Origin of the sequence: Rickettsiella endosymbiont of Miltochrista miniata, assembly GCF_964031245.1 — a bacterium.
GTDB lineage: Bacteria > Pseudomonadota > Gammaproteobacteria > Diplorickettsiales > Diplorickettsiaceae > Aquirickettsiella.
This window is the reverse complement of the sequence record NZ_OZ035017.1, coordinates 902349-923591: the sequence shown is the minus strand read 5'-3', so window position 1 is coordinate 923591 and position 21243 is coordinate 902349. Positions and strand designations below refer to the sequence as shown.

At 40.9% G+C, this 21243-nt stretch carries 24 protein-coding genes; 21 read left to right on the top strand and 3 right to left on the bottom strand.

Annotation, left to right across the window (positions count from 1 at the left end; all coding sequences use genetic code 11):
* Window positions 1-120 precede the first annotated feature (120 nt).
* Complete coding sequence (locus AAHH40_RS04200) at window positions 121-1404, top strand: MFS transporter (RefSeq protein WP_342219442.1); 1284 nt, start codon at window positions 121-123, stop codon at window positions 1402-1404.
* A gap of 144 nt (window positions 1405-1548) precedes the next feature.
* Here AAHH40_RS04200 and AAHH40_RS04195 read toward each other — a convergent pair whose 3' ends face one another.
* The gene (locus AAHH40_RS04195) at window positions 1549-2436 is read right to left on the bottom strand and encodes an N-acetylmuramoyl-L-alanine amidase (protein ID WP_342219441.1); all 888 of its coding nucleotides are present in this window, start codon (window positions 2434-2436) and stop codon (window positions 1549-1551) included.
* Window positions 2437-2706: 270 nt separating this feature from the next.
* Between AAHH40_RS04195 and AAHH40_RS04190 the strand changes: the two genes are divergently transcribed.
* The 15 genes from AAHH40_RS04190 to AAHH40_RS04120 all read left to right on the top strand — a co-directional run bounded on the left by AAHH40_RS04190 (window position 2707) and on the right by AAHH40_RS04120 (window position 14812).
* Complete coding sequence (locus AAHH40_RS04190; RefSeq protein WP_342219440.1) at window positions 2707-3006, top strand: cytochrome b; 300 nt, start codon at window positions 2707-2709, stop codon at window positions 3004-3006.
* Window positions 3007-3035: 29 nt separating this feature from the next.
* Entirely contained in the window at window positions 3036-3254 is a 219-nt protein-coding gene (locus AAHH40_RS04185) for a hypothetical protein (protein WP_342219439.1), read from the top strand.
* 3 nt (window positions 3255-3257) lie between these two features.
* Window positions 3258-3743, top strand: coding sequence for a hypothetical protein (locus AAHH40_RS04180; protein ID WP_342219438.1), 486 nt, complete (start codon window positions 3258-3260; stop codon window positions 3741-3743).
* An 82-nt stretch (window positions 3744-3825) separates the two neighbouring features.
* Window positions 3826-4242, top strand: a complete 417-nt coding sequence (locus tag AAHH40_RS04175) for a hypothetical protein (protein ID WP_342219437.1) — start codon at window positions 3826-3828, stop codon at window positions 4240-4242.
* Complete coding sequence (locus tag AAHH40_RS04170) at window positions 4184-4618, top strand: hypothetical protein (protein ID WP_342219436.1); 435 nt, start codon at window positions 4184-4186, stop codon at window positions 4616-4618. Before AAHH40_RS04175 ends, AAHH40_RS04170 begins: the two co-directional genes overlap by 59 nt.
* 19 nt (window positions 4619-4637) lie before the next feature.
* On the top strand, window positions 4638-5183 hold the full coding sequence (pal, locus tag AAHH40_RS04165) for a peptidoglycan-associated lipoprotein Pal (RefSeq protein ID WP_342219435.1): 546 nt from the start codon (window positions 4638-4640) through the stop codon (window positions 5181-5183).
* Between the two features lie 14 nt (window positions 5184-5197).
* Complete coding sequence (gene ybgF, locus AAHH40_RS04160; protein ID WP_342219434.1) at window positions 5198-6271, top strand: tol-pal system protein YbgF; 1074 nt, start codon at window positions 5198-5200, stop codon at window positions 6269-6271.
* 163 nt (window positions 6272-6434) lie between these two features.
* Window positions 6435-7223: a tRNA pseudouridine(38-40) synthase TruA gene (gene truA / locus AAHH40_RS04155; protein ID WP_342219433.1), complete on the top strand. Its 789-nt coding sequence runs from the start codon at window positions 6435-6437 to the stop codon at window positions 7221-7223.
* 80 nt (window positions 7224-7303) lie between these two features.
* The gene (gene potA, locus AAHH40_RS04150) at window positions 7304-8401 is read left to right on the top strand and encodes a spermidine/putrescine ABC transporter ATP-binding protein PotA (protein WP_342219432.1); all 1098 of its coding nucleotides are present in this window, start codon (window positions 7304-7306) and stop codon (window positions 8399-8401) included.
* Window positions 8391-9257: a spermidine/putrescine ABC transporter permease PotB gene (gene potB, locus AAHH40_RS04145; protein ID WP_342219431.1), complete on the top strand. Its 867-nt coding sequence runs from the start codon at window positions 8391-8393 to the stop codon at window positions 9255-9257. The genes potA and potB overlap by 11 nt, the downstream gene beginning before the upstream one ends.
* Window positions 9235-10008, top strand: a complete 774-nt coding sequence (potC, locus tag AAHH40_RS04140; RefSeq protein WP_342219430.1) for a spermidine/putrescine ABC transporter permease PotC — start codon at window positions 9235-9237, stop codon at window positions 10006-10008. Before potB ends, potC begins: the two co-directional genes overlap by 23 nt.
* Window positions 10009-10010: 2 nt before the next feature.
* Entirely contained in the window at window positions 10011-11045 is a 1035-nt protein-coding gene (locus tag AAHH40_RS04135) for a spermidine/putrescine ABC transporter substrate-binding protein (protein WP_342219429.1), read from the top strand.
* 157 nt (window positions 11046-11202) lie between these two features.
* The gene (gene accD / locus AAHH40_RS04130; RefSeq protein WP_342219428.1) at window positions 11203-12096 is read left to right on the top strand and encodes an acetyl-CoA carboxylase, carboxyltransferase subunit beta; all 894 of its coding nucleotides are present in this window, start codon (window positions 11203-11205) and stop codon (window positions 12094-12096) included.
* Window positions 12083-13363: a bifunctional tetrahydrofolate synthase/dihydrofolate synthase gene (folC, locus tag AAHH40_RS04125; RefSeq protein WP_342219427.1), complete on the top strand. Its 1281-nt coding sequence runs from the start codon at window positions 12083-12085 to the stop codon at window positions 13361-13363. Before accD ends, folC begins: the two co-directional genes overlap by 14 nt.
* Before the next feature lie 84 nt (window positions 13364-13447).
* Window positions 13448-14812, top strand: coding sequence for an NCS2 family permease (locus tag AAHH40_RS04120; RefSeq protein WP_342219426.1), 1365 nt, complete (start codon window positions 13448-13450; stop codon window positions 14810-14812).
* Window positions 14813-14829: 17 nt separating this feature from the next.
* Here AAHH40_RS04120 and AAHH40_RS04115 read toward each other — a convergent pair whose 3' ends face one another.
* Complete coding sequence (locus AAHH40_RS04115; RefSeq protein ID WP_425287952.1) at window positions 14830-15090, bottom strand: Txe/YoeB family addiction module toxin; 261 nt, start codon at window positions 15088-15090, stop codon at window positions 14830-14832.
* The gene (locus AAHH40_RS04110) at window positions 15080-15343 is read right to left on the bottom strand and encodes a type II toxin-antitoxin system prevent-host-death family antitoxin (RefSeq protein WP_342219424.1); all 264 of its coding nucleotides are present in this window, start codon (window positions 15341-15343) and stop codon (window positions 15080-15082) included. Before AAHH40_RS04110 ends, AAHH40_RS04115 begins: the two co-directional genes overlap by 11 nt.
* A gap of 253 nt (window positions 15344-15596) precedes the next feature.
* Between AAHH40_RS04110 and AAHH40_RS04105 the strand changes: the two genes are divergently transcribed.
* The 5 genes from AAHH40_RS04105 to rpsA all read left to right on the top strand — a co-directional run bounded on the left by AAHH40_RS04105 (window position 15597) and on the right by rpsA (window position 21211).
* Window positions 15597-17345 carry an ABC transporter ATP-binding protein/permease gene (locus AAHH40_RS04105; RefSeq protein WP_342219423.1) on the top strand — a complete coding sequence of 583 codons (1749 nt, stop codon included), beginning with the start codon at window positions 15597-15599 and terminating at the stop codon, window positions 17343-17345.
* A gap of 194 nt (window positions 17346-17539) precedes the next feature.
* Window positions 17540-18007, top strand: a complete 468-nt coding sequence (locus AAHH40_RS04100; RefSeq protein ID WP_342219422.1) for an SPOR domain-containing protein — start codon at window positions 17540-17542, stop codon at window positions 18005-18007.
* Window positions 18008-18793 (top strand): orotidine-5'-phosphate decarboxylase, encoded by a 786-nt coding sequence (pyrF, locus tag AAHH40_RS04095; RefSeq protein ID WP_342219421.1) that lies wholly within the window; start codon window positions 18008-18010, stop codon window positions 18791-18793.
* Window positions 18784-19491 carry a (d)CMP kinase gene (cmk, locus tag AAHH40_RS04090; RefSeq protein WP_342219420.1) on the top strand — a complete coding sequence of 236 codons (708 nt, stop codon included), beginning with the start codon at window positions 18784-18786 and terminating at the stop codon, window positions 19489-19491. The genes pyrF and cmk overlap by 10 nt, the downstream gene beginning before the upstream one ends.
* A 148-nt stretch (window positions 19492-19639) precedes the next feature.
* Window positions 19640-21211 carry a 30S ribosomal protein S1 gene (gene rpsA, locus AAHH40_RS04085; RefSeq protein ID WP_342219419.1) on the top strand — a complete coding sequence of 524 codons (1572 nt, stop codon included), beginning with the start codon at window positions 19640-19642 and terminating at the stop codon, window positions 21209-21211.
* Window positions 21212-21243: the final 32 nt, after the last annotated feature.

Sequence of the window (21243 nt, the reverse complement as noted above, 5' to 3'; positions counted from 1 at the left end):
GTTTTAAAAATCCTAAAGTAAGGGAATAATGGGCTTATAAGTAGCCTACAGGGATGTGTTTGCATAGAAAGGAACTTACTTATCCTGTTTCAGTTAACTTAAGTTTGGGATTACACAAAAATGTCGAATAATCGTTTTATCAATAGATGGTTGCAACACCCGTATTATCCTTGGTTAGTCTGGGGTTTGGCAGCGAGCGCCTTTTTTATCGAGTACTTTGCCAGAGTAGCGCCAGGTGTAATGGTAGATTCCTTGATGCACGATTTTAAAGTCCAAGCCTTAGCATTGGGAAGTTTATCGGCTTTTTTCTACTATACCTACGTGGGCATGCAAATTCCGGTCGGCATCCTCGTCGATCGGTTTAGTTTGCGCTGGTTATTGACCAGTATGATCTTTCTTTGTGGTGTATCTTGCCTTATTTTTGCAAGTACCACGCATCTAGAAATTGCTGCGTTTGCGCGCTTAATGATGGGTTTTGGCGCAGCATTCGCTTTTGTCAGTGCATTGAAAGTAGCGGCAGTGTGGTTTCCGGCGCAAAAATTTGGATTATTAGCCGGCTTAACGCAAGCCTTAGGCATGTTGGGTGCTGCAGTTGGTCAGATGCCGATGGCTTATTTAGTAGACAATTTCGGTTGGCGCAACGCTTTAATTTTTATTGCCGGGTTGATGATTTTACTATCGATATTGGTGGCTCTCCTGGTACGCGATCCGATCTTACCCGCTACACAAGCGAAAGCTAAAAAAACTTTAACGCAGTCGCCTAGCTCAGGTTTAATGCGCGTACTGCGAAATCCACAAAGCTGGTGGAATGCTTTATTGGCGGGTTTACTTTATGCGCCTACAGCGGCATTGGCAGAATTATGGGGCGTTAAATTTTTTCGTCAAACCTACGATTTAACTAACGAAGTCGCTGCGATGGGTATCAGTTTAATCTTTATCGGTTGGACCATCGGCGGGCCTTTAATTGGTTGGATTTCAGATAAAATTCAACGACGCAAGATTATCATCATTTTATCGGCAAGTTTTAGTTTGTTATTTGCTAGTCTGGTTATTTTAGTCCCAGGTTTACCGCTGGGTGTTTTATTTAGTTTGTTATTTTTATATGGATTTGCTAATACCGGCGTCGCGACGGCTTATGCCGTGGCCTCAGAAATTAACCCGCAATCGGTTGCCGGCACGTCGGTGGCATTCGCGAATATGGCATCGGTGATTATTGGTGCAGGATTTCAACCATTGATAGGCTGGTTGTTACAAAAAAACTGGGATGGTGTGATGGTACAAGGTTTACCGTATTATTCTAATAGTGATTTTCGTTCGGCTTTATTTATCTTGCTCGGCTGTTTATTGTTGGCCATATTCGTCGCTTGCGGTATCAAAGAAACCTATTGTCGACGCATCAATTAAATTAATAAAGCTATCTCGTCATTGCGAGCACCGAGAATATTAATCGTCATTGCGAGCGCGGAGCGCGCGGCAATCTAGAAAATATACTCGCAAAAGTTTGCCATCAATTGCTGTTAACAACTGATGGCAATAAGAAAGACCCGTTTATTTTAGGTTTAATGTGGGTGTTTGCACGCGAACTTCATCTGTCGTGTTAGCCGCCGCCGGCGCGCTAGGATTAAAAAAGATATTTGGTGAGCTGGGTAACTGAATGGCGATATTGGTTTTTGTATTTAAGTATTGTTGTATATCTTCGAGACTCAATTGACTCGCTTTGCTCCAAAGGCTAGCGTCTAGTTGGTTCGTCTCATCGGGAACATAACGTTCATTAAATCGAGTCACCCATGCTTTGGTTGCGTCGTCGTAAATGCCGCTTGCCTCTATCGCATAACCATATTCTCTTAACTTCGTTTGTAAATCTATAATTTTTGCTTCGGAGCTTGTCGGTGAGACACATACTTCGGCTTTTTGCTCGGGAGTGGTTGCTAAAAACAAACCAAAACCCTGTTGGGCTAATTGTTCCCAGGGGAAGAATTTACCGGGTGCAATATGGCGCGGAAGAAAAGGTCGGTCTTTTTCTAGCGCGACTTCACCTAGACCTGCAATGTCTTTTTTTAGATCGAGATGTGGATATCTTTGTTGAAGATCTTGTAAAAAATCGATTAATTTAGTTATTTGTTCTTGTTTAAAAGCACTTTCCGCATTATTAATCAACATCATATTGATGCTAATTTCATTTAAAGAGGATTGACCTCTAAATTCACTTTTTCCACAGCAAAAGGTTATATCCGTTGCATCATTCGTGAATTGATTTTGCTTACCATTTTCTTCAATAATATAATGCACACTGGCACCACGATTGTTCAGTGTAACTAAAGTTTTTTCTAGATCGGGTGAAACTGAATAAGTTAATACCACTAAACTGACTGGTTTGGTTCTGGGTTTAGAATCTTTATTATTATTCGTTCCGCTAATTCCATTTGTATTTGGCATAGTATCTCCTATTTTTTTAAGTAATTAAATTGATTATTTGTTCTTTTATTGTAACATAAAATTATTAAAAATGATCATTAAAATTTTAAAAAATAACTATTTTTTAAAATTATTTTTTTATTTTTTTTTAATTAAAAGTTTTAGAATAAATAATAAATCGTATTAAAAATAATGCTTCTGATTGGTATTTGTGGAGAATTCAGCTAAATTATTGGTTCAGCTCTTTTTTTCTGATGACTCGATAGGCATTTTAAATTTTTGTTAAATCATATGATGTTAAAAAATACAGCAACGGTTTATGGCGCTATTGCTAAATTCTTTCATTGGTTGATGGCACTGCTTATTTTCGGTATGTTTATCGTGGCCTATACGATGATCAATATCCCAGCCTCTCATTTTAGCGATGGTTTATTTAATCTGCATAAAGCAACCGGCTTGCTACTATTCGGTTTAGTGAGCATAAGACTTATCTGGCGGTTTATAAATAAGACACCGACATTACCGCCATCGATTCCTTACTGGCAGCGACAATGTGCCACATTTAATATTACCCCGCGCTGTATCTATTAATGCTGGCGATGCCGCTAACGGGATTTTTTATGTCAACACTGGGTAATCATGCGATTAGCTTTTATGGTATTTTTACTGTGTCACCGTTAGCGGATAATCAGCTGGCGTCCAAATTTTTTGCTAAGGCACATGAAATATTGGCTTATTTACTGATCGCGTCATTTACGTTGCATGTGATCGGTGCATTTTACCATCCTGTTTTGCAAAGAATGTGGGTATTATCTAAAAATAGAGTAAACGGAGAATAACAAATGAATGGCTTGTGCTTAAAAAAGTCGTGTCATACGGCGAAAAAATTTATTTTTATATTGATCAATGTATTGCTTCTCGGCAGTTTGTTTCTTAGTACTACCGCCTCGGCAGCATTGAATCTTGAATTAACGCAAGGTGTGGCTAATCAATTGCCGATTGCGATCCTGCCTTTTGAGAGTACTGAAAACTTTGCATCCGAAAACGATATCGGTCGCGTGATTCAGTCGGATTTAAGCCACAGCGGCCAATTTAAAGTCACATGGGTCAAAACGCAATCGTTACCGCAAGCTGCTGGCATCGATAAAGTATCAGTGGCTTATTGGCGAGCGCACCACATTGATGATGTGGTATTGGGTAAAATAACGCCGATAGGGCAGGGACAATATCGAGTCCATGTTGATTTAGTGCATGTTGCACAGGGCCATAAGCAAATCTTAGCGCAACGCGCAATTTACCCGCGAAATATGCACAATGTCGTGCTTTAGCCCATCATGTAAGTGATCTGATTTATGAAAAAATTAACCCGGTGTCAAAGGGGTTTTTTCTACGCACATCGCTTATGTGCTGGTGACGCGCCAGAATAATCATCGCGTTTATAGTCTACAAGTGGCGGATATGGATGGGCATAATGCCAAACCGTTATTAACTTCGACACAACCGATTATGTCTCCAGCATGGTCGCACGATGGTAAACGCATTGCGTATGTTTCTTTTGAAAAGATCATGCCGCGTATCTATATTCAAACCATTGCAAATGGGCAACGCCAGTTGATTAGTGATTATCCCGGTATTAATGGTGCGCCAGCATGGTCTCCAGATGATAAAACCTTGGCGTTAGCGTTATCTAAAAATTCGGCGACACCGAAAATTTATTTAATGGACTTATCCAATAAAGATTTGCGTCAGTTAAGTTTTGGATTTTCTATTGATACCGAAACCGACTTGGTCAGCCGATGGTCGATCTTTGTTGTTTACTTCGGATAGAGGAGGTGGGCCACAAATTTACCAAATGGATTTGCGCAGCAAACGGTTACAACGCATTACGTTTGATGGGAGCTATAATGCGCGTGCCTCTTTTTCACCGGATGGAAAAATGATAGTGGTACTCAATCGCGAACAAGGAATGTATAATATAGCGGTGCAAGATTTAGACGACGATACTTTATTAAGCGTTACACATTCAGGCTTTGATGCTTCACCCAGTTTTGCACCGAATGGACAAATGGTTTTATTTGAATCAAAACCCGGTGAACATGGCTTGTTAGGCATGGCGTCTGTCGATGGAAGAATTAATGTGCGCTTACCTACACCTGAAGGTGATGTACAAGATCCGGTCTGGTCGCCTTTTTTATCGAGTTAATTATTTTAGAGGGTAGTCTATGTTAATAAAAAGATGGTTAAAAATAAGTGTTATGGCTGTAGCCTGCGTTAGTTTGGGTGCCTGTTCCACTGCAGATAAGAGTGAATTAGGCGAAACCACTGCTAGTCCGACGCATGTCGATAGCGCGCTGACTCAGGGAGCCGGTGATGTCGGTAGTTTTTATGGCGACGAAGGCACGCATCCCCTGCAGGTCGGTAATCAAATCTATTATTTTGACTTTGATAAAAGCATCGTCCGTGAAGAAGATAAACCTTCGCTGCAAGTACAGGCGCATTACCTAATTAGTCATCCACAAGCTAAAATATTGATAACCGGTAATACCGACGAACGAGGCAGCCGTGAGTATAACATTGCTTTAGGCCGACGTCGGGCCTTAAGTGTGCAACAATTTTTAATCGCGAATGGCGTGAGCGAACAGCAAATCTTAACGGTCAGCTATGGTGCAGAAAAACCGGTTGCGTTTGGTCATAGCGAAGCAGATTATGCAAAAAATCGTCGCGCTGATTTACAGTATCAAACTCCGGTCATCACCGATAAGATGTAATACTAGGATTAACTATGCGATTGAATTTACCTTTGAATAAAATACTCCCATTGAAAAAAAGAATAAATCCGCGCCTAGTTAAGTCGATTAAAATTAGCCTATGCTGTATGAGCTTATTAGTAAGTTCACTCGCCTATGCACTCGCACCCGTCGTAGATGCGTATGATGATGATGACGATGACGCGCCAGCGACGACGTCTTCTACTTCTGCGCCTTCAAGCGCTGCGACTGCGCCGAGTGAGCCCAACAATACGATGCCCAGTTCTGCTCCCAGCATGGCAGCGCCGAGTCCGCCAGCGGTTCCGAGTAATTCAGCTTCTTTTTCCTTGGAACAGCGCGTCACGATTTTAGAACGGCAAATCGCTAATCTCAATCCTTTGTTGGTACAAATCGATGATATACAACAACAATTACAAAGTATACAAGGCAAAATTGAATCACAACAACATGTGATCAAAGTGTTGGAAGAGCAAGTACGCAATCAATATTTAGCTTTAGAAAAACGTTTAGTTCCGCGAAATAATCAGCCTATGGCGTATTCCGCGAAACCGGTCACTGCTTCAAGTATGTCGACTAATAGTATGGGCCCGCGTCCATTAGTGGATCTCAGTAGCTCTAAAAAAGAAACCTCTCCTGATAGAAAGTCGATGATGCCGAATGCCGCGCCTACGCCCGCGGCAGAGCGTGCTTATCAGGGTGCTTTTCAATTGTTAAAAACCAAGCAATATAACGAGGCGATAGAGGCCTTTGAGACATTCAACAAAAAATTTCCGAATGATCTGAATGTGGCGAATGCCGATTACTTTTTAGGTCAGTTGTATTTGTTACAAGGACAAGCCGATCCCGCGATAAATTTCTTTAAACGTTTTATTACGCGTTATAGTCAAGATGCACGCGTGCCTGATGCCATGTTGCAATGTGGCTTAGCTTATTTTGCCAAGGGCGATAAGCAAATGGCGATGGATACGTTTGAAAAAATAATTCAACAATATCCTGACTCTAAAGCGGCACAAGCGGCCCAAGCACGTTTACAGCAATTTAAAGCCATGATTTCTGCTACGACTAACCCGACAAAAAATAAGGTGTAAAGAAATAAATGCAGAAATATAAAAATCGACGTCATGGCGAGCGAATGGAATGAGCGTGGCCATCCATGGATTGCCGCGCACCTACGGTGCTCGCAATGACGAGTAATATTTTATGTACTGACAATGTGACGAGCAAGAATAATATTAGGCAGACGATCAGCTTATGAGAATTGCATTGGGTATTGCCTATCAAGGTAGCGCTTACCATGGCTGGCAATCGCAAATGGGATTGTCGTGCATACAAACCCATTTAGAACTAGCCATTAGTCATGTCGCGGACCATCCGATTGTTCTTAACTGCGCCGGACGCACCGATAAAGGCGTGCATGCCTTAGATCAAGTGGTACATTTTGATACGACATCGCAGCGATCCCAACGCGCTTGGTTGTTAGGCTGTAATAGTCATTTACCCGCGGATATTCGGGTCAACTGGGTGCAAGCGGTTGACAGTCGTTTTCACGCGCGCTTTTCTGCCATAGCGCGCCGTTATCAGTATATTATTTACAATAATCGCTTAAAAAGTGCACTGTGGAATCAGTATACGAGCCATTGTTATTATCCTTTAAATGAAAAACAGATGCAGTCTGCTGCACAGTATTTAGTAGGTGAACATGATTTTAGTTCATTTCGCGCGGTCAGCTGTCAAGCGAGAAATGCTCGACGCGAGGTGCAACATATTAAAGTGAACCGTCAAGGATGTTATGTCACCATCGATATTAAAGCGAATGCTTTTTTACATCACATGGTGCGTAACATCAGCGCGGTATTAATGTCGATAGGCGCGGGTAAAAAATCCATCACCTGGGCTCAAGAAGTGTTATTAGCGCACGATCGTCGTGCCGCGGATGTGACTGCCTCACCGAATGGCTTATATTTATCTCAAGTCTTTTATCCAGAAAACTTTGCGCTGCCTCAAACAGGAAATGATTTTTTTAAAATGACGATGATATAAAATACTTGGTTTTAGTGGAGCTCTATTGCATAATCCCTTGCGATTTTACTACTCTTAATGAAGGTGAGGTTACTTGTGTAATGAACGGCAATGTCCTTGAACTCAAAGGAGTCACTAAACGCTTCGACGACGAAGATGTATTAGAAGATATTAACTTCGAGGTGAGGCATGGCGAATTTTTGACCTTGCTGGGGCCTAGCGGTTGCGGAAAGACCACTTTGTTGCGTTTAATCTCAGGTTTTGAACAGCCCGATGGTGGCGTCATTTGTATTAATGGTATTGATGTTAAAGGATTAACGCCGCAAGAACGTCATGTCAATACCGTTTTTCAAAGTTATGCTTTATTTCCGCATCTAAATGTCTTTGACAATATTGCCTTTGGCTTGCGTTGTAAAGGTGGCTTATCCAAAGCAGAGATTAAACAGCAAGTTGATGAAGCCTTGAATATGGTGAAGCTGGCACATTTAAGCGCGCGCAAACCCGAACAATTAAGCGGTGGACAACAACAACGTGTAGCGATTGCCAGAGCCGTGGTGAATAAACCCAGCATTCTGTTATTAGACGAACCGTTAAGTTCTTTAGATTATCGTTTGCGTAAAACCATGCAGCTGGAATTAAAACAATTGCAAACGCAATTGGGTATTACATTTATCTTCGTGACGCACGATCAAGAAGAAGCCTTGTCGATGTCGGATCGTGTGGTGGTGATGCATGAAGGACGTATCGAACAAATTGGGACACCGCGCGAGGTGTATGAAGAACCACATAGTTTACGTGTGGCGCGCTTCATAGGCGAAGTAAATATTTTCGAAACACAAATTATTTCTGCCGATGAACATGTGTTTCATGCGGTGATTGAAGGTAAAGAGTTTACGTTAAAAAATCGACGCCATTTTTCTAAGAATCAAAAAGTTTATACTTTAGTTAGGCCAGAGGATCTCGAAGTTTGGTCACCGGCTGAAGTGACGGATACCTCACAAATGTTTCCAGGTGTGGTTGAACAGGTCATTTATAAAGGTTCAACCGTGGATCTGATGGTGCGTTTGGAAAGTCAAAATTTATTAGCGGCCACGCAATTTTTCAATGAAGATGATGAAAAATTAGATTTTCATAGCGGGGAGTCGGTTTGGGTGCATTGGATTCCAGGGTGGGAGGTTATTTTGCCCGATGAAAGTTGATCGCCTCTTCAAAGGAAGCACCATAGGTATCATTTGGCTGTGGTTGTCTGTATTTGCTTTACTGCCGACGCTCTTGGTGTTGATAATAAGTTTACTTGAAAATGATCCGGCCAATCTTATTCGCTGGAAATTTTCACTACAAAATTATCAAGCCTTATTAAATCCTATTTATTTTAAAGTATTTTGGCATTCTTTTTGTGTGGCCGGACTGTGCAGTTTAATTTGTTTAGTATTAAGTTATCCGTTTGCCTATTTATTAGCACGCCTCGATTCTAAATATAAGAGTTTATTATTATTTTTAGTGATTATTCCTTTTTGGACCAGTTCATTAATCCGTACTTATGCGATTATCTCAATACTGAAAGCGAAAGGTTTGTTAAATACCTTATTATTATCATTGGGTATTATTCATCAGCCATTAACGATTTTATATACCAGCACGGCGGTCATTATTGGTTTAGTGTATAGCTTACTTCCGTTCATGATTTTGCCTTTGTATGCGAATATCGAAAAATTAGATACGCAATTTATTGATGCAGCGCGTGATTTGGGGGCTAATAGCGTGACAATTTTGGCACGCGTGATTTTACCGTTAACGCTGCCGGGTATTATGGGTGGAATCATTTTGGTGTTCTTGCCTGCGATGAGCATGTTTTATATTCCGGATATTTTGGGCGGCGCAAAATCGTTGTTGGTTGGGAATCTTATTCAAAATGAATTTTTATCAGCACATAATTGGCCATTGGGTTCTGCGGTGAGTATGGTACTGACTTTAGCAATGTGTGTACTGTTGTTACTGTATCGACGTGCCAATAAAATAGGACAGTATCACGATGAACCGATTGGCGAGATTTAGTTATTTAGCAGTGATCTACTGCTTTTTTTACTTTCCTATCATTTTGTTGATTGTTTATTCTTTTAATAATTCGACCTACTCATTGCTTTGGCATGGATTTACTTTAGATTGGTATAAGCAATTAGGCGATGATAGCAATCTTGCCGTTGTCGCTTTCCATTCATTAGAAGTGGGCGTGTTAGCGGCAAGTTTTGCGACCTTGATAGGCACGATTGCGGCCACTTGTCTGTATCGTTATCGCTTTTTTGGCAAGCATTTACTGCATGGTTTATTGTTCGTATTGATCGTCTCGCCGGATATCGTCATGGGAATTTCATTACTTATCCTGTTTTTTTTATTGAACATGCGTTTGGGTTTTTGGTCATTGTTATTATCACATATTACTTTTTGCATTCCTTTTGTGGCCGTTACGGTTTATAGTCGCTTGACCGGTTTAGATAAAAATATTTTTGAAGCCGCGCGTGATTTAGGTGCGAATGACTTTATGAGTTTTCGTCGGATTATTATTCCTATGTTATGGCCGGCTATTTTAGCAGGCTGGTTGTTAAGTTTTACGTTATCACTCGATGATGTGATCATTAGTTTTTTTGTTACCGGTCCTGATTTTCAAATTTTACCCTTATATATTTACTCCTTAGTGCGTATCGGATTAAAACCAGAATTGAATGCTCTGTGTTCGGTGATGTTTGCTATTACTTTGTTTATCGTGGTGGCTTTCCAACTGGTATTACCTAAAAAGGTCAAGCAATAATCATGCGTCTCATCTGTTTCTTAATCGTGTGCTTGAGCCTGCTTGCTAGACCTGCGACTGCAAAAGAAAATATTGTTAATATTTATAATTGGTCGAACTATATTTCCAGTGATGTATTAAAAGAATTTACGCAAGAGACTGGGATCAAAGTCAATTATACGACCTATGACAGTAATGAGACGTTGTATGCGAAACTTAAAGCGAATCCGCATACCGGCTACGATGTTATTGTCCCATCTACTTATTACGTCGATCGCATGCGTCAACAAGGCATGTTACAAGCACTGGATAAATCCCGTTTACCGAATTTTAAAAATCTTAATCCGGCGTTACTGAATAAAGCTTATGATCCAGATAATCATTATAGTATCCCGTATTTTTGGACTTCAACCGGTATCGTCATTAATAGCAAGATCCATCCCGTGCAGCAATTACAAACTTGGGCAGATTTTTGGAGTCCGCGTTTTCGTAATCAATTGCTCTTATTAGATGATGTCCATGAGGTCTTTTCCATGGCATTGATGGTGTTGGGTTATTCAGCGAATGACACTGATCCTGAACATATTCGCTTGGCCTATCTTAAATTAAGACAATTAATGCCGAATGTACGTTTGTTTAATAATGATGGTGTAAAATCGCTTTTTATAGATGAAGATATAAGTCTCGGCATGGCTTGGAATGGTGATGTCTATCAAGCAGCACAAGAAAATCCTGCTTTACGTTTTATTTATCCTAAAGAAGGCTTTGTCATTTCTATTGATAGCATGGCGATTCCGATCGGCGCATCCCATGTTAATAATGCGTATACTTTTATCAATTTTGTACTCCGGCCGGATATTGCGAAAAAAATGAGTTTAGCGACTGGCTATCCAACACCTAATCTTGCCGCCTATAAACTGATGCCGAAGGCTATCTTGAATAATTCCATGATTTATCCAGATAAAAAAACCTTACAGCGAAGTGTGGTGCAAGTCGATGTGGGTGCGGCGGATAGTATTTATCAACATTATTGGGAGTTGTTGAAAATTGGTGGTTAATTTTAGGCAGAATATGAATGTAAAGGTATATACTATCTTAGATTGCCGCGCACCTACGGTGCTCGCAATGACGATAAAGGCTATCGGTGTCGCAATGACGAGTAAATTGGTTTAGAAAAAAAGATTTAATTTAGCGGGTGAAGGTTAGAGGAAGCTTATGAGTTGGTTAAAAAAAGTCATTAAAGGAATTCAGACGGTGGTTAGAAACACCACGGGAGTTCCTGAAAATAGTTGGATTAAATGTGAGTCCTGTGGCGCGGTATTATATCGTGCAGAATTTGAACGTAATCTGATGGTGTGTCCCACCTGTAATCATCATCATCGAGTTAAGGCACGTAAGCGTCTAGCCCAACTTTTAGATCCTGAAACCGGCCAAGAAATAGGCAGTCAAATAGAAGCAGTGGATAGACTCAAATTTAAAGATCAATTTAAGTATAAAGATCGCTTGCAATCGGCGATGAAAAAAACCGGTGAAAAAGAAGCTCTGCTGGTCATGCAAGGAAAATTGCAGGATAGAGCGGTCGTTTGCGCGGCATTTGAATTCGATTTTATGGGCGGATCGATGGGTGCTGCAGTAGGCGAACGTTTTGTGCAAGGTGTATTAAGGGCGATAGAGGAGGATATTCCATTTATCTGTATTTCAGCCAGCGGTGGGGCGCGGATGCAAGAAGGTTTATTCTCATTGATGCAAATGGCAAAAACCAGTGCCGTCCTGGCTAAGCTTAAGCAGAAGGGATTACCTTTTATTTCTATATTAACCGATCCGACCATGGGTGGCGTTTCAGCAAGTTTTGCTAATCTTGGCGATGTTATTATTGCAGAACCTAAGGCTTTAATCGGTTTTGCTGGCCCACGGGTTATTGAACAAACCGTACGTCAAGTGTTACCCGAAGGATTTCAACGCAGTGAATTTTTGTTAACGCATGGTGCCATCGATATGATCGTCGATAGAAGGGAATTAAAAGATAAAGTGGCATCGCTATTAAATAAACTGATGGCAGCGAATCAAGGACGTTATTCACTCACCGCCATTGCCAATGACGATATCTAATGAATTAAGCTTAGATTCTCGAACATTATCCGATTGGTTAGCCTATATTGATACCTGTCATCCTAGCAGTATCGATTTAGGTTTAGAACGCATTTCACAAGTAGCCGAGCGCTTGCAAGTATTACACTTTAATTGTCCGGTGGTGACTGTTGCTGGAACGAATGGCAAAGGCTCTAATGTTGCTTTGACCGCCGCAATTTTAACTGCAGCCGGTTATCGAGTGGGTACGTATACTTCACCACATCTTATTCGTTATCAAGAACGTATCCAAATTGCGGGCCACTGCATTAGCGATCAAGACTTATGCCGTGCCTTTCTGGATATTGAAAAAAATCGCGCTGATATTTCATTGACTTATTTTGAGATTGGAACCTTAGCTGCATTATGGACGTTCAAACACGCCGCATTAGACGCGATTATTTTAGAAATAGGTTTAGGTGGTCGTTTGGATGCCGTCAATTGTGTGGATGCGGATCTGGCTATTATCAGTATGATAGATTTAGATCATATGGATTGGCTGGGAGATACGCGCGAAAAAATTGGTTTTGAAAAAGCCGGCATCATGCGTCCGAATCGACCGTGTGTGTGCGGCGACTTTGCGCCGCCGCAATCACTACTCAACACGGCTCAATCGTTAGCCAGTCCCTTGTATCGCCAAGGCATAGAATTTGATTATAAAATGCAGGGGCAATCTTGGTCATGGACCAGTCAACAACTTACGCTGCGTGATTTACCTTTACCCAACATCGATTTACAGAATGCAGCGACTGTCTTGCAAGCGATCGAATTACTCGGCGATCATTTCATTATTACGCCACTGGCCATACAAGAAGGTTTAAAACGCGTATTTATACCGGGTCGATTTCACCTCATTGAAAAAAATGCGCGTCAAATTATTATCGATGTGGCACATAATCCCGCTGGCGGGGAATGTCTATCAAAGCGCTTAGCGAATACTCCGTGTTTAGGAAATACTTATGCTGTAGCAGGTATGTTGGCTGATAAAGATATTATCAATACCTTGCGCCCTTTAAGGCATCATGTGGATCATTGGACTGTTTGTGATTTGGCAGAGCCACGCGGCGCGAAAGCGACACAATTAAAACAAGCATTATTGGATCTCGAAGTCAGTCAAAGCATATTAGAGTTTTCATCACCGGATTTAGCTTTTCAATACGCTTATCGTCAGTTACAAAAAAATGATCGGCTACTGGTGTTTGGTTCTTTCCATACGGCAGCAGCCATCTATCTTTATTTAGATAGTTAATTTCACCGTCATGGCGAGCGAATGTAATGAGCGTGGCCATCCATAGTTTTTATTTCAGATTGCCGCGCACCTTCGGTGCTCGCAATGACGAATTCTGCAGAGGTAAAAATGATCAAGCAAAAGAAAAACTTACTTGACGCTTATTTTAACATTCACGCACGGGGTAGTACCGTGCAGCGTGAAGTGATGGCCGGCTTAACTATTTTTTTGGCCATGCTATATTCCGTGATCGTCATCCCTAATATGTTAAAGCTGGCGGGTTTTCCACCATTAGCCACCTTTATTACCACGTGTTTGGTGGCGGCGTTTGGTTCCTTGTTGATGGGATTATGGGCCAATTTACCGATGGCGATAGGTTGTGCGGTTTCGCTTACCGCATTTACGACTTTCAGTATTGTTTTAACTCAACATCTGAGTATTGCTGTTGCATTAGGTGCAGTGTTTTGGTTAGGGATTTTGTTTACACTCATTTCGGTAACCGGGATACGTGCGTGGATTTTGCGTAATCTACCGCAGGGTGTGGCGTGCGGTATTGGTATAGGGATAGGTTTGTTTTTATTATTGATTGCCGCAAACAGCATTGGTTTGATCATTAAAAATCCGCAGCAAGGTCTACCGCTGCATTTAGGTGTGCTTACTTCGTTTCCCGCGCTGATGACACTGTTAGGTTTGGCGATGATTTTTGGTTTAGAAAGAAGAGGGGTTCCAGGAGCGGTGTTATGGGTGATCATATTTATTTCAATGCTGGGTTTATGGCTCGATCCACAGGTTAAATATCAAGGATTGTTTGCCGTACCGCATTTATTCAACGCCAAAACCGACGCGTTATTTTTGCATTTAGATATTATTGGCGCATTGCATCTTAGTGTATTACCCAGTGTTTTAGCGTTAGTCATGACCGCGGTATTCGATGCAACCGGTACGATTCATGCGGTAGCCAGTCAAGCCAAATTGTTGCAGGCCAATCAACCGATGAAAAATGAATCGAGAGCTTTAACCGCAGATTCTGTTAGCAGTATTTTTGCGGGTTTAATCGGTGCTTCACCGGCGGCGGTTTATATCGAATCAGCAGCGGGTACAGCCGTAGGTGGAAAAACCGGTTTGACGGCAACGATAGTGGGACTGTTATTTTTGCTCACGTTATTTATTTCGCCCTTGGCTTATTTAGTGCCCGCTTATGCTACGGCGCCGGCTTTGATGTATGTGGGTTTATTGATGCTAAGTAATGTATCAAAACTAAACTTTGCCGATTTTGTCGATGCCTTATCCGGTTTATTATGCGCGGCTTTTATTGTGTTAACGTGTAATATTGTGACTGGTATTATGCTAGGGTTTAGTTCTTTGGTGATAGGGCGCCTCTGTGCGGGAGAATGGCGACAATTAACCCTGGGGACAGTGGTGATTGCAGTGATATTAGTGTTGTTTTATGCCAGTGGGTGGCCGATTTAATCCCTAAACCGTTACCCCTAATAATGATATCTACACTGTGCTATTTGTATGTGGTTACCCGTTACTTTATAAACCAATCTATGCTCTGGTGTAGTACGACGACTCCAATACCCTTTTAATGCATATTTTAAAGGCTCAGGTTTTCCGGTGCCAGAAAACGGTTCGCGATCAATTTCTTTTATTAGTGCATTTATTTTCAGCATCATTTTTTTGTCGTTTTTTTGCCAATATAAATAATCTTCCCAGGCATTGACGTGCCAAACAATATTATGCTTCATCGTCATCTATTGGATCGCGTTTTTTTATATTTTTCTTAGTTTCTAAACCAGAAATAGCTTTCAGTAATCGTTGTGCGTTTTTAGGACTTTTTAACAAATAAGCGGTTTCTTCTAACGAACAATAATCTTCGTAAGATAACAAAACAGCTTTGCGTTTTTTATGAGACGTGATAAATGTAGGTGCATGATTATTGGATACCTGATCAATCATTTGCTTTAAATTTTGTCTTAGTTCACTGTAGGACGCTTCCATGAGTGGGGTTCTCTTAATAAAAAATAAGTACAATATTATTGTACGTATTTAAGCGCTTGTCAATCTAGGTTTGGATGCTCATATAATATGATATATTAATATCTTTTAAGATTTAAATGTTCTTTTTTTGTGCTTTTTTAACTAGCGTTTCATGCTTTTTTCCCGTAAGCTGCTAGCGCTGTTGAGCTGCTTTAGCGCAGCATTCGAAATAGGCCTATAAAGAGAAAAAAGGGCCTCTTGCAGCATAAATAATATGAAAAAATCAAATCCGCATTTAACATTTAATAAGCATTTCTGGCTGAGCTTTTGGCGCTTACTGAAACCTTACTGGCAATCCGAAGAAAAAAAAATCGCCTATATCTTACTTGGTTTAAATTTATTTTTTACGTTCGCTGCTGTAGAAGGCAATGTCTGGTTAAGCTATTGTAGTAAAAACGTCTTTAATGCGCTGCAAAATTTTAATAAACCAATGATTTGGCAAAATTTACTGTTGATGGCAATTGTCATTACGTTGATGTTTTTATCGTTTGGTTTTGCTTTTTATGTGAATGGTTTATTGGCGCTACGCTGGCGACAATGGTTGACTAAAAATACCTTACGTAACTGGTTAGCGAATAGAAATTATTATCGCTTTCAGTTTTTAGACAAAAAAATAGACAATCCGGATCAACGTATCAGTGAAGATATGGATCAATTCACTCAATTGACTTTAGGGATAGCGTTTCAAGTTTTGCAATCACTAACTCTTTTTATTTCATTTGGCACGATACTTTGGCGAATCGGGGGTCATTTTAACATCCCGATAGGGCATCTTAATATTCTAATACCCGGTTATTTATTCTGGGCGGCTTGTTTATTTGGCGGTTTAGGTATATGGCTAACCCATCGCATCGGTAAAAAATTAATAAGTTATAATTACCATCAGCAACGTTACAATGCCAACTTCCGTTTTGCGTTGATAAAATTTCGTGAGTCCAGAGACGAGATTGCTTTACAACGCGGAGAACCCTCAGAAGCCAGCCAATTTAATGGTTTGTTTGATAAAATTTACCATAATTTTATCGATATTATCCAAGTAAAAAAACGTTTAACCTTTCTATCAATGGGCTTTAGTTTAGCCAGCATTCCCATAGCAACGCTGGTTGCTATACCACTTTTTTTAAGTAAAAAAATACAGTTTGGCGGATTAACGCAAATTACTATGGGATTTGGTAGCGTGGTGGCTGCATTTACGACCTTAATGCGCGTATATGCCGAATTAGCTGATTGGAACTCGGTTATCATCCGTTTAAGTGAGTTAAATAAGGCTATCGAACAAGCTAATGCATCATCTAGCAAACTCATCATCCAAGAAAAAAAGCATAGTCATCACATTACGCTTAAAAATGTAAACTTGTTTTTGCCCGACGGACAAAAGTTATTAAATGCTATTAATCTCTCTTTAGATTTAAACGAGAATTACTTGATTAAAGGCCGATCAGGCATCGGTAAAAGCTCATTGATTCGCGCACTGGCTGGAATTTGGCCTTTTGCAGCAGGGTCTATTTATTTTCCAAAAGATAAAAAAACTTTTTTTCTATCACAAAAAACTTTTTTCCCATTAGGGACATTAAAAGATAGTCTTCTCTATCCTAATCAACATTCAGTCACAGATGATGAATTAAAGGAATTACTCCGATGTTTTGGTTTAACAAAATTTCAATCTGAATTGAATGAAATTAAGCCGTGGCAGCAAATCTGTTCGCCTGGCGAGCAGCAATTAATGGCCTTGATTAGAGTGGTTATCGATAAACCCGACATCTTATTCCTTGATGAAGCCACTTCAGCCTTAGATGCAGCATCGCAAATTAATGCATATCAAAATTTACGCTTACTGTTACCCAATACCAGCCTAATAAGTATTGGACATAGGGCCGATCTAGAACAGTTTCATAGTAAAATATTACTTTTTACCAAAAATGAACAGTCTAGTATAGTTACCTCTGCTCTTGAGGTAGTATAAAAAAATTTCCGTCATGGCGAGCGAATGTAATGAGCGTGGCCATCTAGTAGATTGCCGCGCGCTACGCGCTCGCAATGACGTCAATAACTCTGGTGCTCGCAATGACTGATAAGTGCTAGGAAAAATAAATTTATCGCTTCGCAAATCCATATATAAGTAGGTATAATTCACCTATCAATTTATTGAGAGTGCTTGTGGATTTTTCATTTAAACGTATTAGTTTTATTACTACTATTGTTATTGCTGCCTTGTTGGTTATTTTTGTGCCGTTATGGATGAAAGATTATCGTGCTGATAATTTACTGTCGTTTACCATTCCCACTTTACCGGTTGCGCCCACTGCAGCGTTATTACGTTTAACTTCCACTAAGCCGAGTATGAAAAGTTTGCTGAACTTTCCTTTAGCACCGGCAAAAGCATGGGTAATCGAATTACCGGATATCAAAGATCCAGCAGAGGCGGAGAATTTGGTGCAAACCTTACGCCGTAAAGGCTTCAATGCCTATAGTCGTCAATACAAAAGCCTATTAGGTTCATTGACGCGTGTTTTTGTAGGTCCAGAAATTAAACCCGAACAAATGAAACAAGTGGCTGAACAACTTAATACCGAGTTGCATCTTACGACACAGGTTGTTCCATTTGATCCTTTACTCAACCCATAAATGTCAAAAAAAATTAAAAAATTAAGTTTTGCCGAACGGGCGACGGTTTGCTTAAACCCAAGCGCGCAACGCTTGTGTCGATTGATAGCGGAAAAACAAACTAATCTTTGCTTATCTGCCGATGTCAGTGGTGCAGCTGAATTACTGAATTTGGCGGATAAAGTCGGAGAGGAAATTTGTCTATTAAAAACTCATGTCGATATATTGTCTGATTTTACCGCTGACTTTATCAAACAACTTCGATATTTAGCGGATAAGCATCAGTTTTTAATCTTTGAAGATCGTAAATTTGCTGATATTGGCTATACCGTCAAACAACAATATGCGGGTGGTATCTATCAGATCGCTCATTGGGCCGATATCGTTAATGCACACACCGTTCCTGGCCCAGGCGTTATTCAGGGTTTGCGCGAAGTCGGCTTAGCTAAAAAACGTGGTTTATTATTGCTTGCCGAAATGAGTTCAGCGGGTTCTTTAGCTAAAGGGGCGTATACGGAAGCGAGTCTAGCTATGGCTAAAGAATATCCCGATTTTGTCATGGGTTTTATTGCACAGCATCAATTAACAGAAAATCCAGGTTTGTTACATATGACACCTGGTGTGCAATCCGATTCCAATGGTGCCGATGGCCTCGGTCAACACTATATTTCTCCGGAGCAAGCGATTACACAAAACGGCACGGATATTATTATTGTCGGCCGCGGTATTTATCAAGCGGACGACCCTGCGGCGCAGGCCCATAAATACCGAAAATTGGCTTGGAAGGCTTATTTGTCATGTTGTTAGCTACAGAAAATACATCCCGGATTCCCGTGATTACTATCGATGGTCCGAGTGGTTCAGGGAAGGGTACCATTAGTCATTTATTAGCCCAAGCACTGGCTTGGCATTTCCTCGATAGTGGGGCAATTTATCGTGCTGCCGCTTGGATTGCTGTATCGACGCAGACTCCTTTTGAGGAGGATAAATTACTTCCTTTGGTGGCGGACTTAGCGCTTAAATTCAGCGTACGAGCTTCGGATCAAGCACTTAGAATTTTTTGGCAACAGCGCGATATCACCGATAGCCTACGCACACAAGAAGTAGGTCAATTAGCCTCACAATTAGGGGCTTATCCTAAGGTTCGGCAGGCCTTACTTGCCTATCAGCGGGCATTTCGCCGTGCACCAGGTTTGGTAGCAGACGGTCGGGATATGGGTAGTGTGGTTTTCCCGGATGCGGAACTTAAAATCTTCCTGGAAGCCAGCCTCGAAGAACGTGCAAAACGACGTTATTTACAGTTGAAGGCGAAGGGGAAGCATGTTAGCCTTGACGCTGTGCGAGCAGAGCTTGAGCAACGTGATCGTCAAGATAAGCAGCGTCCAGTAGCGCCACTCATAGCGCCTAGGGGAGCTATTACTATCGATACGACGCACTTAAGCATCCAAGAAGTGTTACAACTTATTATAAGTAAGTTGCCACAGGCTAGCACGAAAAAAACGTGACAGGGGGCATTAGGCTAGAAATTTCCTGAAAATTTCGCGTAATGCTGGGTATGTTGTCATTCAGCGAATGGCGACATCCGAATAATTTTAACCGCGCATAGTGCGCCATAACCATGGTTCTCTAAAAAAGAACAAGTGATATAACTATATGAGTGAGAGTTTTGCACAGTTACTGGAGGAGAATTTCTCCGAACGTATTTTTTACACCGGGATGATCATTACCGGAACCGTAGTCCGCATCGAAAAAGACCGTGTCGTTGTCAATGCGAATTTAAAATCAGAAGGCTTGATTCCCATTGAGCAATTTTATAATGAAGAAGGGGAATTAGAAGTCCAAGTCGGCGACCAAATTGACGTCAGTATAGAATCTTTAGAAGATGGTTTTGGTGAAACACGTTTATCACGTGAAAAAGCCAAGCGTGCAGAAATGTGGACGGCTTTACAGCGTGCACACGATGCCGATACGGTGGTGACGGGGAAAGTGACAGGAAAAGTGAAAGGTGGTTTTACGGTAGAAATCGGAAATCTACGTGCCTTTTTACCTGGCTCATTAGTGGATGTGCGTCCAGTACGCGACTCCAGCATTATCGAAGGTAAAGATCTGGAATTTAAGGTCATTAAACTCGATCCTAAGCGTAACAATATCGTTTTATCACGACGTGCGGTGCTTGAATCTGAAGGTCAAGCCGGACGAGAACAGTTATTAACTGAATTAGAAGAAGGTCAAGTCATTAAAGGTATCGTAAAAAATCTAGCCGATTACGGTGCATTTATAGACTTAGGTGGCATCGACGGCTTATTACACGTGACCGATATTTCGTGGAAACGCGTCAAGCAACCCAGTGAAGTGTTAACCATCGGCGACGAAATTGAAGTCGTGGTGTTGAAGATCGAAAGAGACAGAGGCCGTGTTTCATTAGGGCTTAAACAATTAGTCGGCGATCCTTGGGAAGACTTAGTCAAACGTTACCCTGTTGGTACACGTTTAAAAGGTAAAGTGACCAATGTGACCGATTATGGTTGTTTTGTCGAAATAGAAGAAGGTGTTGAAGGTTTAGTCCACGTTTCAGAAATGGATTGGACCAATAAAAACATTAATCCGAATAAAATCGTTCAAGCAGGCATGGAGATTGAGGTCGTCGTATTAGACATTGATTCGGATCGACGTCGTATTTCTTTAGGTATTAAACAATGCAAATCTAATCCTTGGGAAGATTTTGCGAATACGCATGCTAAAGGTGAACGTATTACCGGTAAGATCAAATCGATTACTGATTTCGGTCTCTTCATCGGTTTACCAGGTAACATCGATGGTTTAGTCCATTTATCAGATATCGCATGGAATATCTCTGGCGAAGAAGCCGTTCGTAAGTACAAAAAAGGTGATGAATTAGAAACGATCATCTTATCCATCGATCCTGAGCGTGAACGCATTTCGCTGGGTATTAAACAATTGGATACCGAATCATCGCATCCTTTTGATAAATATAGTAAAGACCAAATGGTCAAAGGAAAAATTACTGAAATCAATGACGAAGGGATGAAAGTCGATTTAGGTAATAATATAGAAGCTCAGATTAAAACAACTGAGTACGGTGAAGAAGGGAAAACTTTTGAAATGGGACAAGAAATCGAAGCAAGAATTTTAAATCTTGATCGAAAAAATCGTCACATTTCACTGTCTTTCCTTCCCCAAGAAGAAAAAGCAGTCACTAAGTAAGTTTTTTCTTAAAAAAAAGGAAATCAGCATGG